The organism is Tessaracoccus rhinocerotis (assembly GCF_007197885.1).
Lineage (GTDB): Bacteria > Actinomycetota > Actinomycetes > Propionibacteriales > Propionibacteriaceae > Arachnia > Arachnia rhinocerotis.
In genome coordinates, this window is sequence record NZ_VKKG01000001.1 from 492850 (window position 1) to 506031 (window position 13182).

General features: G+C 68.9%; 13 protein-coding genes and 3 tRNA genes. 11 read left to right on the plus strand and 5 right to left on the minus strand.

Features of this window, described 5'->3' with window-relative positions:
• Positions 1–23: 23 nt before the first annotated feature.
• Positions 24–380: an arsenate reductase (glutaredoxin) gene (gene arsC / locus FOJ82_RS02280; protein WP_143936819.1), complete on the minus strand. Its 357-nt coding sequence runs from the start codon at positions 378–380 to the stop codon at positions 24–26.
• 43 nt (positions 381–423) lie between these two features.
• Positions 424–496, minus strand: a tRNA-Arg gene (locus FOJ82_RS02285).
• Positions 497–565: 69 nt separating this feature from the next.
• On the opposite strand from FOJ82_RS02285, the gene orn reads away from it, so the two are divergent.
• From orn to FOJ82_RS02300, 3 genes are all read left to right on the plus strand, one after another.
• Complete coding sequence (gene orn, locus FOJ82_RS02290; RefSeq protein WP_143936820.1) at positions 566–1195, plus strand: oligoribonuclease; 630 nt, start codon at positions 566–568, stop codon at positions 1193–1195.
• A 78-nt stretch (positions 1196–1273) separates the two neighbouring features.
• Positions 1274–1349, plus strand: a tRNA-His gene (locus FOJ82_RS02295).
• Between the two features lie 192 nt (positions 1350–1541).
• Entirely contained in the window at positions 1542–4079 is a 2538-nt protein-coding gene (locus FOJ82_RS02300; RefSeq protein WP_143936821.1) for a polysaccharide lyase family 8 super-sandwich domain-containing protein, read from the plus strand.
• A gap of 226 nt (positions 4080–4305) precedes the next feature.
• Here the strand turns inward: FOJ82_RS02300 and FOJ82_RS02305 are convergent, their stop codons facing one another.
• A complete protein-coding gene (locus FOJ82_RS02305; RefSeq protein WP_143936822.1) occupies positions 4306–4926 on the minus strand; it encodes an alpha/beta hydrolase in 621 nt (206 codons plus the stop codon).
• 31 nt (positions 4927–4957) lie between these two features.
• Between FOJ82_RS02305 and FOJ82_RS02310 the strand changes: the two genes are divergently transcribed.
• Genes FOJ82_RS02310 through FOJ82_RS02325 form a run of 4 tightly spaced genes read left to right on the plus strand, consistent with a single transcriptional unit; the run spans position 4958 to position 8667 of the window.
• Complete coding sequence (locus tag FOJ82_RS02310) at positions 4958–5473, plus strand: GNAT family N-acetyltransferase (RefSeq protein ID WP_143936823.1); 516 nt, start codon at positions 4958–4960, stop codon at positions 5471–5473.
• Positions 5474–5495: 22 nt separating this feature from the next.
• Complete coding sequence (locus FOJ82_RS02315) at positions 5496–6143, plus strand: TetR/AcrR family transcriptional regulator (RefSeq protein WP_185975584.1); 648 nt, start codon at positions 5496–5498, stop codon at positions 6141–6143.
• Positions 6140–7057, plus strand: a complete 918-nt coding sequence (locus FOJ82_RS02320) for an ABC transporter ATP-binding protein (RefSeq protein WP_143936825.1) — start codon at positions 6140–6142, stop codon at positions 7055–7057. The genes FOJ82_RS02315 and FOJ82_RS02320 overlap by 4 nt, the downstream gene beginning before the upstream one ends.
• On the plus strand, positions 7054–8667 hold the full coding sequence (locus FOJ82_RS02325) for an ABC transporter permease (protein ID WP_143936826.1): 1614 nt from the start codon (positions 7054–7056) through the stop codon (positions 8665–8667). The genes FOJ82_RS02320 and FOJ82_RS02325 overlap by 4 nt, the downstream gene beginning before the upstream one ends.
• Here FOJ82_RS02325 and coaBC read toward each other — a convergent pair.
• Positions 8664–9878 carry a bifunctional phosphopantothenoylcysteine decarboxylase/phosphopantothenate--cysteine ligase CoaBC gene (gene coaBC, locus FOJ82_RS02330; protein ID WP_143936827.1) on the minus strand — a complete coding sequence of 405 codons (1215 nt, stop codon included), beginning with the start codon at positions 9876–9878 and terminating at the stop codon, positions 8664–8666. The genes FOJ82_RS02325 and coaBC overlap by 4 nt on opposite strands.
• A gap of 14 nt (positions 9879–9892) precedes the next feature.
• Here coaBC and FOJ82_RS02335 point away from each other — a divergent pair, with 14 nt between their 5' ends.
• The 4 genes from FOJ82_RS02335 to FOJ82_RS02350 all read left to right on the plus strand — a co-directional run bounded on the left by FOJ82_RS02335 (position 9893) and on the right by FOJ82_RS02350 (position 12869).
• Positions 9893–10633 (plus strand): NRDE family protein, encoded by a 741-nt coding sequence (locus tag FOJ82_RS02335; protein WP_143936828.1) that lies wholly within the window; start codon positions 9893–9895, stop codon positions 10631–10633.
• Between the two features lie 21 nt (positions 10634–10654).
• Positions 10655–10727 (plus strand) — tRNA-Lys (locus FOJ82_RS02340).
• Between the two features lie 244 nt (positions 10728–10971).
• Positions 10972–11595 (plus strand): HNH endonuclease signature motif containing protein, encoded by a 624-nt coding sequence (locus FOJ82_RS02345; RefSeq protein WP_143936829.1) that lies wholly within the window; start codon positions 10972–10974, stop codon positions 11593–11595.
• 113 nt (positions 11596–11708) lie between these two features.
• On the plus strand, positions 11709–12869 hold the full coding sequence (locus FOJ82_RS02350) for a hypothetical protein (RefSeq protein WP_143936830.1): 1161 nt from the start codon (positions 11709–11711) through the stop codon (positions 12867–12869).
• On the opposite strand, the gene FOJ82_RS02355 is transcribed toward FOJ82_RS02350, so the two are convergent.
• On the minus strand, positions 12866–13162 hold the full coding sequence (locus FOJ82_RS02355; protein WP_143937386.1) for a GroES family chaperonin: 297 nt from the start codon (positions 13160–13162) through the stop codon (positions 12866–12868). The two genes, FOJ82_RS02350 and FOJ82_RS02355, sit on opposite strands and share 4 nt — an antisense overlap.
• Between the last annotated feature and the right edge of the window lie 20 nt (positions 13163–13182).

A 13182-nucleotide genomic window follows, 5' to 3' on the forward strand; every position in this document is an offset into this window, starting at 1 on the left:
CATCCGGCGGGGCGCAGCCGTCCTCAGCCCTCGAGGAACTCCGGCACCCGCGACTTGGGTCTTCCGATGATGGCCCTGTCACCCTTCACGAGCACGGGGCGTTGCATCAGCTCGGGATGCTCGACCAGGACCGCCACCACCTGGTCCGCAGTCGCGACGTCGTCGTCGGAGAGCCCCAACTTCGCGAACCTTGCATCGCGCCGGACGAGGTCCGTCGCAGGATCCTCGAGTTTGTCCAGCAACTCGCGCAACGCCGCTGCGTCGAGCGGCTCCTTCAGGTACTGCACGACGGCGGGCGCCACCCCGGCATCGTCGGCCGCCTCCAGCGCGGCGCGGGAGGTGGAGCAGCGGGGGTTGTGGAACACGGTCACGTCAGCCATGGGTATTGCCTACGCGGTTCCGGCTGCGGTGGCAAGCCCTCGGCGCCCCGGGCAGGACTCGAACCTGCGACCTGCTGATTAGAAGTCAGTTGCTCTATCCGCTGAGCTACCGGGGCCGGTGTCCAATGCTATTGGCTCCGGACGTGCGCTGCGAACTGTCCGCGCGTACGCATACTCTTTAGGCCATGAGTGACGAACTGGTGTGGATCGACTGCGAGATGACCGGGCTGGACCTGGTCGGCGATGCCCTGATCGAGCTTGCGGTGCTTGTCACCGACGCTGAGCTCAACGTTCTGGGCGAGGGAGTTGACATCCTCATCAAGCCCTCGGACGAGCAACTGGCCAACATGGGAGACTTCGTCCGCGAGATGCACACCAAGTCCGGACTGCTGGACCAGCTCGCCTCGGGAACGACGATGGCCGACGCGCAGGCGCAGGCCCTCGAGTACATCAAGGCCCACGTCCCCACCGCCCGCAAGGCGCCGCTGGCCGGCAACACCATCGGCACTGACCGGGCGTTCCTGGCCCGGGACATGCCCGAACTGGAGCAGTGGGTGCACTACCGCAACGTCGACGTCTCGTCGGTGAAGGAACTGGCCAGGCGCTGGTACCCGAAGGTGGTCTACCAGGCACCGGTGAAGACCGGGAACCACCGCGCGCTGTCCGACATCCAGGAGTCCATCGAGGAGTTGCGCTACTACCGCGAGGTGGTCTTCATCCCGCAGCCCGGCCCCACTTCCGCCGAGGCCCGCGCCGTCGCGGTCAAGCACCAGGGCACGCTGACGAACCCCGACGCGGCGCCGGCCTCCGCCTGAGCGGCCCGGTTTCGCTGTTCCGGCGCGGATGCGCTATCGTTGTGCGTCGCCGCTCCACACCACTGGGGCGGCAACTTGGTGGGTATAGCTCAGCTGGTAGAGCACCTGGTTGTGGTCCAGGATGTCGCGGGTTCAAGTCCCGTTACTCACCCCAGATGGGTCAGGTTGAATTCTGGCCAAGGTCACCCTTGGTCAGGTCCCAACCTGGCCCTAATTTTCTTTGCCTGGGCGCCCCGGTTCGCAGAACGTGTGATCAATCCCGGCCAAGGGTAAGCGGATTCCCATCACAGTCACTACGGTGCTTTCTGGAACCACCATCCCCCCAAACAGATGGAGGAAGATCGCAATGAAGCGCAGAACGGTCCTCAAGGGCGGAGCCGCAGCGTCTCTCGCCAGTGTCGTCGGAATCGGAGGGTGGAGCCTTCCCTCCGCCCGCGCCGACGAGGCGGACCTGCCGATGATCCTCGACAACTTCGTGGAGATCTACGCAGGCGCCGCTGCCGACCGGAGTGATCCGGCCGTCGGCAACAAGATCAGGCAGATCCAGAGCAATGCCGCTGCCCGGCTGCAGCGCATGGCAGATCCGGCAACCCTCCCCGACACCGGCGACCGGTTGTTCAGCAACCTGCCGCTCGGGACTCGGGCGGAGGGGAACTACACCAACACTTTCAGGTACCTCGCCGACATCGCTCTCGCCACCGTCACTCCCGGAACCACGCAGTTCGGCGACGCCGCGCTGCAGACCGGGGTCCTGGACGGCATCGACTGGGTGCACCGCGTCTGGTACTCCGATCAGGCCGCGGGCTACTTCGGGAACTGGTACGCATGGGAGATCGGCATCCCAACCAACCTGACCCGTGCCCTCGGCCTCCTGCACGAGCAGCTGGGCGCCCATGATCCCGACCTGCCTGCACGGTGCGTGGCGACGATGGACGCCTACCTCCGCAACGGCACCGACGGCGACGTGGACCTGGGGTCACGCTTCCACACCGGAGCCAACCTGGCCGACATCACCATGAACCGCATCGTCCAGGGCGCACTCCTGGGCGACGAGCCGCGGGTGCGCAAGGCGGTGGAGGACCAGTCGACGGTGTTCGCCACCATCGACCCGGCCAACATCGTCCACGGCAACACCGACGGCTACTACGCCGACGGTTCGTTCATCCAGCACCACACCGTGGCCTACACCGGCTCCTACGGCCGCGTCCTGTTGATGAAGGTGATGCTGAGCCTCAAGACGCTCGGGAACACCGGCTACGAGCCCGCCGAGCTGGTACCCACAGCGCAGCGGTGGATCACCGCAGGCTTCGCCCCGCTGATCTACCAGGGCTACATGATGGAGATCGTCAAGGGTCGCGCCGTCTCCCGCACCGGCACCGGCTACGCGGACGTGGTGACGGTGGTGGAGGGTGCCACGGACCTGTCCCGACACCTCGAGGGCGCCGAGGCCGACCAGATGCGCGCCTACGTCAAGTACCTGGCCACCGAGCCCCCTGCCGCTCCGAACACGAGCAGCTTCGTGTCACCGGCCACCATCGGCGCCTACGGCGACATCGTCGCCGACCCCGCGCTGGAGGCCGCCAACATCGTGCCGGAGGTCTCGCACTTCACCTTCAACGCGATGGAGCGGGACGTTCATCTGCGGCCCGGCTATGGGTTCGCCGTCGCACGCAGTTCCAGCCGGATCAGCAAGTACGAGTACATGAGCGGCGAGAACCTCCAGCCCTGGTTCCAGGCCGACGGCACCACCTACCTGTACCTGGACGGGCAGGACCAGAGTGCCCACTTCGGCACCGACTTCTACGCCACGGCCGGCGCCTACGCACTCGGCGGGGTCACCGCTCCCGTGGAGGAACGTCTCACCGTCCCGGAGTCGTACGGACGCAACTGGTACGAGAACCCGGACCACCCGCTGGAGTTCACGTCTTCCTCGGTGTCCCAGAACACCTACGTCTACTTCCCCCTCGGCACCAACGACTACTCCGGCGGTGTGCAGCTCGACGGATACGGGGTGGCGTCCATCCTGGTCGCCGACGACGTGGCCTGGCGCGACCAGCAACAGGGCATCCTGCCAGCGGACTTCGTAGCCTACCCGAACGCTCGCGGAGCCAAGTCGTACTTCATGCTGGACAACCACATCGTCGTCCTGGGAGCCGACATTGGAGACGACCACGGCCGGGCCGCCACGTCCGCCATTGATGCTCGCACCTGCCCGCCCGGGCACCGGATCGAGGTGTCCGGGCAGGGCATCGCGGGGACCACTGCGGCAGAGGGCACGGTCATGCCCTGGGCCCGGTGGGCCGACGAGACCGCGGGTGCCGCCGTGGGCTACATCGTCCTCGACGGACCGGCCGTGGAACTCGTCGACCGGCAGGCCAGCGTCGCGCGTAGCGAGATCCGGCTGAACAACAGCGGTCTGGCCGAGCGCCGGGTCGTGACGCTGGGTTACCGCCACGCCGTGGGTGCTCGGGACAGGATCGCCTACGTGCTGATGCCCGGTGCGGGAGAGGATGCGGTGAGGGCCGAGGCGGCGGAGCCGTCGGTGCGGATCCTGCGCAACGACTCGACCGTGCAGGCCGTGGAGTACGACGCCGCGAAGGTGACGGGCTATGCCTTCTTCGGCGCCGCCGAGGTGGGGCGCGTGTCCAGCGAGGCCCCCGTGACTGCGATGGTGCGCAACCTGACCGGCGGCCGCTGGCGGGTGGCTTTCAGCGACCCGATCCGCACCCAGTCCGTGCTGAAGATCGCCATGCAGGGCCGCCTCAGAAAGGTGGGCGGCGACGACGAGGTGTCGGCGACCTTCCAGCGCGGACAGACCGAGATCACGGTGGCCGCGACGGACGGGATCGGGCGCAGCTACACCGTGGAACTCGCTGCCGGCTGAACAGGCGCGGGGGGTCGAGGATGCGGCCTCGACCCCCACACGTCGTGGCCGGATCGGCGTAGGCCAACCGCTCCCTGAACAGCCTCGAGTCGAAGCCCCGCCTGGACCACTACCGCGTCCGCATCCAACCCAAGCACCCACCCTCCGCCGAGGCCGACGTAGTCGACCAGGACTACGACCTCCGCTCCACCGGATGACGCTCTGGGCGCCCCGCCCTGGGAGCTGGTCAGACGCGCTCGAGGAACGCGACGAGGTCAGTCAGCTCCTCCTGCACGATGGAGTGGCCGCGGGGGTAGTTGTGGCGTTCGACGTCGAAGTGCTCATCCAGCCACGACGCCGAGAGTGCGGCGCGCGCCTGCCCGATCACCTCGTCGAAGTCACCCAGCGTGGAGAGAACCGGCATCCGGGGCTCGCGGGCCGCCAGATCGGCGTCGCCCGACTGCGCTCCGGGATGAACGAACGAGGCGAGGTGAGAGATGGAGGCGAACCGCTCGGGCGCAAGCCTGGCGAGCTGGGTGGCGACGGCGCCGCCCTGGGAGAAGCCCAGCAGGTGGACCCGGTCGTAGTCCTGCTCCAGGTCGTCGAGCCAGGCCAGCACCGCCTTGGTGGAGGCGTCGATCAGCTCGCTGTCGTCAGGATCGGCCGCCCCGCCGAACTCGAACCAGGCGAAGCCCGGGCCGTATCGCAGCGGGGCGCGCAGGGATGCCACGGTGAACTTCGCGGGCAAATGGGGCACCAGACCAAACAGGTCGAGTTCGTTGGAGCCGAGTCCGTGCAGGAGGACCAGCAGGTCCCCGCCGGTTCCCTCGCGCCACTGCACAACGTCTGGATCAATACTGGTCGTCACGCCGCCACACTATCGGTGCGACGATTACAGGGTGCGAGTCAGCATCCGACGTCCCACCACAGCGGACCTCACCGCCCACCACGACGCCGTGACCAGGTCCCTCGACGACCTCCACCCCTGGAGCCCTTCCGAGCCGGACGAACTTGTGCGCATCCTCCAGCGCCAGTCGGACGCCTTCACCACCCGGTTGGTCTTCTGCGAGGCCGACGGCGGCCTGGTCGGGACCGTCAACATCGCCAACATCGTGCGCGGCCGGTTCCGGAACGCGAGTCTCGGCTACGAGAGCTACCGCCCCTACTCCGGGACCGGGCTCATGACGGAGGGCCTCCGACTCGTCGTGGCCCACGCCCTCGCCGCCGAGCCGGCAGGGCTGGGCCTGCACCGGGTGGAGATCAACGTGCGGCCGGAGAACGTGCGCTCCATCGCCATGGCCCAGCGGCTGGGATTCCGGCACGAGGGCTTCACCCCGCGGATGCTCTTCCTCGACGGCGCCTGGCGCGACCACGAGCGCTTCGCCTTGACCACCGAGGACCTTGAAGGTCATTGAACAGGCGTGTAGCCTATTGAACATGCGTTCAGCGCAAGAGGATCTGACCACGAAGGCCCGGATCCGCGACGCCGCCATCCTGCGGTTCGCCTCGGACGGACTCGAGGCCCCGCTGCGCGCCATCGCCGCCGATGCCGGCGTCAGCCCTGGGCTGATCATGCACCACTTCGGTTCCCGTGCCGGCCTGCGCGAGGCCTGTGACACCTACGTGCTCCAGCAGGTCAGGCACAACAAGTCGAGCGTGCTGGGCAACGCCGGCGCACCGGGAGCCATGCTCGCCCAGTTGGCCGAGGTGGAGGGCTACGCCCCGCTGGTCGGGTACACGTTGCGCTGCCTGCAGGAGGGCGGCGAGCTCACCAGGAAGTTCGTCGACGGGGTCGTCGCGGACGCCGCCGCGTACCTCGCCGACGCCGTCGCCGCCGGGACCGTGTCGCCCAGTCGGGTTCCGGAGGACAGGGCCAGGGTCCTCGCCGAGATCTCCTTGGGTTCCCTCCTGCTGCAACTGCCCACCGGGAGCGAGCCGTTCGTCCTCGAGGACCTGCCGCGCTGGCTGCGCCGCTACACCGAGCGGATCCTGCTGCCGTTCCTCGAGCTCTTCACCGAACCGCTACTGACCGACTCGACACTGCTCGACACCTACCTGGCCAACACCGACAGGAGCACGAAATGACAGACTTCGCCATCGAGGCGTCCGACCTGGTCAAGACGTTCGGCCCGACCCGCGCCCTGGACGGCTTCAACCTCCGGGTGCCCACCGGCAGCGTCACGGGGTTCCTGGGGCCCAACGGCTCCGGCAAGTCCACCACCATCCGGGTCCTGCTCGGAATGCTGCGCGCCGATTCCGGCACAGCCCGCGTACTGGGGCAGGACGCGTGGTCCGACGCAGTGGGCATCCACAGACGCGTCGCCTACGTGCCGGGCGACACCAACCTGTGGCCCAACCTGACCGGCGGGGAGGCCATCGACATCCTGACCCGGCTGCATGGTGGCGCCGACAACGCACGCCGCAGCGAGTTGCTGGAGCGCTTCGAGCTTGACCCCCGGAAGAAGGCCCGTACCTACTCCAAGGGCAACCGGCAGAAGGTGGCGCTCGTCGCCGCCCTCGCCTCGGACGCGGAACTGTTCCTCCTCGACGAGCCCACCTCCGGCCTCGACCCGCTGATGGAGGCCGTCTTCACCGACGAGGTCCGGAAGCTGCGGGCTGCTGGCCGCACGGTGCTGCTGTCCAGCCACATCCTCGCCGAGGTGGAGAAGCTGTGCGACACGGTCACCATCATTCGTGCGGGCAGGGACGTGGAGAGTGGCACCCTGGCCGAGCTGAGGCACCTCACCCGCTCGACCGTGACCGCCACCACGCACGCAACCGACGCGGCGGAGCGGTTCCAGCGCCACGAGCACGTCCACGACCTGTCCCGGGAGGACGGTCACCTGTCCTTCGACGTGGACAATTCCCACACCAGCGAGGTGCTGCGCCTCCTCGCCGACGTCGGCGTCGAGAACGTGACGATCGCCCCGCCGTCTCTCGAGGAACTGTTCATGCGCCACTACGGCGACGACGTCAGCGAGGGGGCCGGTTCCAAGTGAGCGGTTCACCATTCACCGGCACCGCCGCGCTGACGAGGCTGAACCTTCGGCTGGATCGTCTCCGGCTGGTGATCTGGGCCGTGGCCATCCTGCTGTGTGTCTGGGGCAGCGTCATCGCCCTGGACGAGGCCTTCCCCACCCAGGAGTCCCTCGACGCCCGCGGCGCCCTGCTGGGCAACCCGGCGACCATCATGATGACCGGCCCGGCGTTCCAGATGGAGCACTACACGTTCGGCGCGATGCTGGCCAATGAGCTGGGCCTCTACCTGTTCATCGCCGTCGCGATCATGGCGATCCTGCTCGCCGTGCGCCACACGAGGGCCGAGGAGGAGTCCGGCCGCCTCGAGCTGATCCGGTCGCTGCCGGTGGGCAGGTTCGCCCCGGCGACGGCGTCGATCATCACCGTCGCCGTCGCCTCCGTCCTCGCCGGGGCGGCCACCACACTCGGCCTGCTGCTGCCGGGCCTGGAGGCCGTACCCGTCGTCGACGCCGTCGCCTTCGGCGTGGCGGCCGCGGCCACCGGAATGGTGTTCGCGGGGCTCGCGACGCTGTTCGCCCAGCTGACGGAGAACACCCGCGGCGTCACCGGAATGTCCATGGCGGCGCTCGCCATCGCCTTCCTCGTGCGCGGGGTCGGCGACGTGATCAACCACTCGGGATCCTGGCTGAGCTGGCTCTCACCGTTCGCCTGGGCCCAGCAGACCCGGATGTTCGTGGACCTGCGCTGGTGGCCGCTGCTCGTCTCGCTGGCCGTCACCGTCGCCCTGTTCGCAGTGGCGGTCGCCTTCGCGCGGCGGCGCGACATCGGCGCCGGGCTTCGTCCCACACGGCCGGGACCGGCGACGGCACCCGACCGGCTCGGGAGCCCCGTCGGCCTGGCGGCGCGCCTGCTGCGTGGCGGGGTGATCGCCTGGGGCATCGGCGCATTCTTCTTCGCCGTCGCGATGGGCTCGCTGTCCGGTGAACTCGACGACATGCTCGCCTCCAACCCGCAACTGGAGGACTGGATCGCGTTGGAGGGCACGGACCTGACTGGCGAGTTCGCCACGATCATCCTCTCCTACGTGCTCGTCGCTCCCCTGGTCACCTCCGTCTCGGGGGTGTTGCGGCTGAAGTCGGAGGAGGAGGACGGGCGCGCCGAGCAATTGCTGGTGGCGGGCAACACCCGCACCGGCTACCTTCTCGGCTGGCTGGCCACGGTGGGGATCCAGACGGTGCTGCTGACGGTACTCAGCGGCCTCGGCGTCGGCCTTGGGGTGTGGGCCGGTACCGGCGAGTCGGACCGGGTCGGCGAGATGCTGCTCGCGGCAGTGGTCTTCCTACCGGCGATCCTGCTGGTGGCCGCCTTCGCCGTCGCCTGCTACGGCGCGGCACCCAGGGCGACCGGCCTCGCGTGGTTGCTGGTGGTTTGGGTCGTGCTCGTGCTGTTCCTGGGCGAGCTGCTGCGGCTGCCCGACTGGGTGAGGAACGTCTCGCCGTTCACGCACACGCCGCTGCTGCCGGGAGCCGACCTCGAGGCCGCTCCCCTGCTGGTGGTGGGCGGGATCGCGCTCGCGCTGCTGGCTATCGGCGCGCTGGGGTTCAGGCGGCGCGACATCGCGTCCCGCTAGCGGCTACCGCGGATCGTCAGGACGGCGTCCCACAGGGCGTCGGCCACCCGCCGCTTGCTGCCGTGGGAGCGGGCGATCTCCTCGTCCCGGGCGTCGAGGAACACCAGCAGGTTCTCACCCGACTCGAATCCCTTGTCCCAGCCCACCTCGTTGACGGCGAGCAGGTCCACGCCCTTGCGGCGCCGCTTCGCGCGGCCCTTCGAGAGGAGTTCCTCCTCCGTCGGTGCGGTCTCGGCCGCGAACCCGACGATGGTCTGGCCCGGCACCCGGTCCTCCACCAGGCCAGCGAGGATGTCGGGGTTCTGGACCAGGTCGAGGCTGAGGCCCTCGTCACCCTTCTTGGAGAGCTTGGTGTCCGACGTGCCGGCCACCCGGTAGTCGGCGACGGCCGCCGCCATCACCACGACGTCGGACTCGCCCGCGATCGTGACCACGGCCTCCTGCAGTTCCTGCGCGCTGCTCGCCCGGGTGAGACGCACGCGCGGGTGGGCGGCTGCGGCGTCGAGCACGCCGTCGTCGACGTGGGCCGCCACGAGCTCGACGTCGGCGCCACGCTCCGCGGCGGCCAGGGCGACTGCCGCGCCCTGCCGCCCGCTGGACCGGTTTCCCAGGAAGCGGACCGGGTCGATCGGCTCCCGCGTGCCGCCCGTGGACACGACGACGCGGAGCCCGTCGAGGTCCCCGCCGCCGGAGACGACGGCGAGGGCCCGCTCCAGCAGGTCCTCCGGCTCGGTCACCCGGCCCGGTCCGACGTCGCCGCCGGTGAGCGGGCCGTCCTCGGGGCCCACGATGACGACGCCGCGCTCGACCAGGGTGGCCACGTTGGCCTGCGTCGCGGGGTGGTTCCACATCTCGGTGTGCATCGCGGGCGCCACCACCACGGGTGCCGTGGTGGCCAGCAGCGTGGTGCCCAGCAGGTCGTCGGCGATACCTGCGGCCAGCTTCGCGATCCGGTTGGCCGTCGCGGGCGCGACGATCACCAGGTCGGCTGCCTTGCCCAGGGCGACGTGGCGCACCCGGGCGACGTCGTCGTGCACGGAGGTGGTGACGGGGTTGCGACTGATGGCCTCCCAGGTCGTGATCCCGACGAACCGCAGGGAGTCCTCGGTGGGGACCACGTGGACGTCGTGCCCACCGAGCACGAGCAGGCGCACCAGCTGGACGCTCTTGTACGCGGCGATCCCGCCCGTCACTCCGACGACTACGAACATGGCACCATCGTGCCATGTGCACAGTCATCGTCCACGTCCCCCACGACAAGGACCGGCCCACCCGAGTGCTCGCCGTCCGCGACGAGGACCCGGACCGGCCATGGCGGGCGCTCGGGGAGCACTGGTCCACCACGCACCCGGGCGTGATCGGGGTGCAGGACGCCCGGGCCGGCGGCGCGTGGCTGGCGGCGCTGCCGACTGAGGGGCGACTCGCGGTCCTGCTCAACGTCGGTGGGCCCGCGCCGCAACCCGGCCTGGCCTCCCGCGGCGAGGTGGTCCTCGACGCCGTGACCGACCGCGAGCCCGACCCGGACCGCCGCACCCAGGCCTACAACCTCGTCACCGTCGCGGGCGCGCGCGTCACGCTCACCCTCTCCGACGGCGCCACACTGACCAGCAGCGAACTCGAGCCGGGTGTGCACATGCTGGTCAACAGCGAACTCCCCAACGACGAGTCGTTCACCCGGGTGCCGCGCTGGCTGCCCGAGTTCAGGGCGGCGGCACAGCGGGCCGACGCGGCCGCCGACGGGGACTGGTTCGGGCCCTGGTTCGAGGTGCTCGAACGCTCCGGGAGACTGCCCGCCACCGACGACGCGGCCATCATCCGGGACAACCGCCCCTACGGCATCCCCACGCTGTCCCTGCTGCTCTGCACGGCCACGGTCGATGCCGACGACGTGGCCGCCGACTACCTCGAGTTCGCCCGACCGGGGGCATGGAGCACCCGATTTCCCATTTCGCCCGACAGCCAGTAAAGTTGCTTCTCGGCAAAGCAAGCACCACTAGCTCAACTGGCAGAGCAATTGACTCTTAATCAATGGGTTCAGGGTTCGAGTCCCTGGTGGTGTACAAGTACTTGGCTGGCTGGCTCTCATCTCACGCGAGGTGAGGGCCAGTTGTCGTCTCAACGGGCTGTATGCACTATTTGGACTCCCTCCGTCAAGAGAGCGTTCGGCCTCCGCTCCCGGCTTCGGCTCAAGAGCCCCAGACGGAGGAGAACTGCCTCGGACAGTCCCCCAGAGACTTGCCGGTGCTGGGGGCTAACCTTCGACGTGTCCCCCGGAGAAGGTCTCCGCGGGCGGGAGGTCGAAGCATGGTTGAAACCCGAGGCTCAGGTGGACGCGCTGATGAGGAGCCGCTGGCGGACTTGGCCCGATCGTTCCGCATGCCCCAAGCTGTCCAGATTGCGGGGCGGACGTCAAGCATCACCAACTCCTTCATCAACTCAATCATCCCGGTTGTTCCTCCCACCCCTGCTGAACTCCGCCAGGCGTTGACGATTCTCCACATGCTGGATGACGTTCGCTGCGCGTACTGCGGCGACACGTGGACAGAATGGGACCACCTCCGCCCGCTCGTGGTCAACAAGGAACCCACCGGATACATCTCCGAGATCCACAACCTCGTTCCCGCCTGCGGCAAGTGCAACCAGAGCAAAGGAAACAGGCACTGGCGCGAATGGATGTTCGGTCCCGCTGCCCTCTCGCCAAAGACCCGTGGGGTGCAGTTCCTGGAGGCCAAGGCTGAGAGGCTGGAGGCCTATGAGTCGTGGAAGCCACCAACACGTCTGGACTTCCCACAGCTTGTCGGGCGGGAGCTCTGGAACAGCCATTGGACCAACTACCGCCGCATCATCGAGCTCATGCACGAAGCCCAACTGGTTGCCACCGACATCCGTTCCACGATCCGAGAGAACTACCTCCGCAACTCGCACTGACACCTCACCAACACCCCCGCAGAGTCGGTCTGGGAGAACAAGCGGCATTCAGCAACCAACACTCGTCCGACGAGATGTCGGGGTTTCTTCGTGTTCTGGCAGGCTTGGCGGTGATGCCAGCACCTGCCCCCACCCACCCCATGCCAGTCAGCGTCCACGTCCTGCGGCACGTCTCGACGGTGTTGGTGCGGGCGGCGGCCGCTTCGGCAGTCGTCTTCCTGGTCGCGCTGCTCCTTGAGATGGCCCTCGACGACGGGCGCCTCGGGGCGGCGGGTGCCGCCCGGGCAGGGCTGGCGCGGTTCCTCGGGAACCTGTCTTTCACGGCTGGCGTCTGGGGCGTCGCCGTCGCCCTGGCGGCCGCGCAGGTCACCACCTACTTCCAGCACCGTGGCACCAGGAAGGTGCTGGACCGGATCGCACGCAGCCCCGATGCCCCTCGGGATCCTCCCGTCGCGTGGCAGCACGAGGCGGTCCGTCGGAAGCGGGCGGGTTTCGGGATGCAGCTGCTGGGTTTCCCGGTGGTCATCTTCTTCGGGTTCATCGGGGCCGTCGGCTTCTTCGTCGCCGACGAGGAGCCCGAGAACCTGTTCGCCTGGGCACTCGGCCTCAGCAGTCCGATCCTGGTGGGCCTCGGCGTCTGGATGATCGTCGCCGGCAGCCGGAAGGTGAACGGCCCGGCGCACGACCGGTGGGCCGCGGCGCCCATGAGGCCCGCGAGCGGCACCCTCACCCCCGGCGACCGAGACCAACTCCGTGGCGCGCGCCCCGGCATCGGGCGGCTTGGGCGACTGCTGGGCGTCCGCAGTGGGCTGCGCTGGGCCGCGGGCGCCACCGTCGGCCTCATCATCCTGCTCGTGGGCATCGAGCTGCCGGCGCCGGCCGTCTGGGCCGTCGTGGTCATCGGGGTACTGCTGCTCGCGATGGCGGCCATTGACGTCGCACTCTCGTGGCTGCTCAGGCCGACGCTCCTGCGGGAGGCAGCCGACCCCGACTCGCCGGCTCCCGCGCCTTCGCTGCTGCGCGTGGCGACGTCGCAGGATGTGCCCTGGCAGTCGGCGCTCGACTGGCTGTTCGCCGCTTCGGTCGCGCTGCTGGTGGTGGGCGTCGCCGGGATCCGCACCGGACCCGAGTACCCACTCAGCGACGTGTACCAACTCTTCCAGCTGGCAGCCACGGCCGGTGGCGTGGGGCTGCTCTTCCACACCTCGGGCACGTTCTCGAACCGGTCACGGATCCGGGACGAGAACGAGTTCCTGAGCCGGCGCTGGGACTAGAGGTAGAGCCCGGTGCCGCCGTCGGAGTCGCCCTCGGAGGCGACGGCGTGGATGTCACGCTCCCGCAGCAGCACGTAGGTGCGGCTGTGGAGCTCCACCTCCGCGCGCTCCTCGGGGTCGAACAGGACCCGGTCACCGGTCTCGACGGCGCGCACGTTCGGTCCGGCCGCCACCACCTTCGCCCAGGAGAGCTTGCGTCCCATCTGGACGGTCGCAGGGATCAGGATCCCGCCACCGCTGCGCCGCTCCGAGGCCGCGGCGTCAACGTCGACCAGAACCCTGTCGTGCAGCATGCGGATCGGCAGGCTGCCCT

What these genes read in the sequence shown, in the direction of transcription:
- orn (WP_143936820.1), top strand. Translation starts at nt 566, where the DNA reads ATGAGTGACGAACTGGTGTGGATCGACTGCGAGATGACCGGGCTGGAC.
- FOJ82_RS02335 (WP_143936828.1), top strand. Translation starts at nt 9,893, where the DNA reads ATGTGCACAGTCATCGTCCACGTCCCCCACGACAAGGACCGGCCCACC.
- FOJ82_RS02320 (WP_143936825.1), top strand. Translation starts at nt 6,140, where the DNA reads ATGACAGACTTCGCCATCGAGGCGTCCGACCTGGTCAAGACGTTCGGC.
- FOJ82_RS02315 (WP_185975584.1), top strand. Translation starts at nt 5,496, where the DNA reads ATGCGTTCAGCGCAAGAGGATCTGACCACGAAGGCCCGGATCCGCGAC.
- arsC (WP_143936819.1), bottom strand. Translation starts at nt 380, where the DNA reads ATGGCTGACGTGACCGTGTTCCACAACCCCCGCTGCTCCACCTCCCGC.
- coaBC (WP_143936827.1), bottom strand. Translation starts at nt 9,878, where the DNA reads ATGTTCGTAGTCGTCGGAGTGACGGGCGGGATCGCCGCGTACAAGAGC.
- FOJ82_RS02350 (WP_143936830.1), top strand. Translation starts at nt 11,709, where the DNA reads ATGCCAGCACCTGCCCCCACCCACCCCATGCCAGTCAGCGTCCACGTC.
- FOJ82_RS02355 (WP_143937386.1), bottom strand. Translation starts at nt 13,162, where the DNA reads ATGCTGCACGACAGGGTTCTGGTCGACGTTGACGCCGCGGCCTCGGAG.
- FOJ82_RS02345 (WP_143936829.1), top strand. Translation starts at nt 10,972, where the DNA reads ATGGTTGAAACCCGAGGCTCAGGTGGACGCGCTGATGAGGAGCCGCTG.
- FOJ82_RS02300 (WP_143936821.1), top strand. Translation starts at nt 1,542, where the DNA reads ATGAAGCGCAGAACGGTCCTCAAGGGCGGAGCCGCAGCGTCTCTCGCC.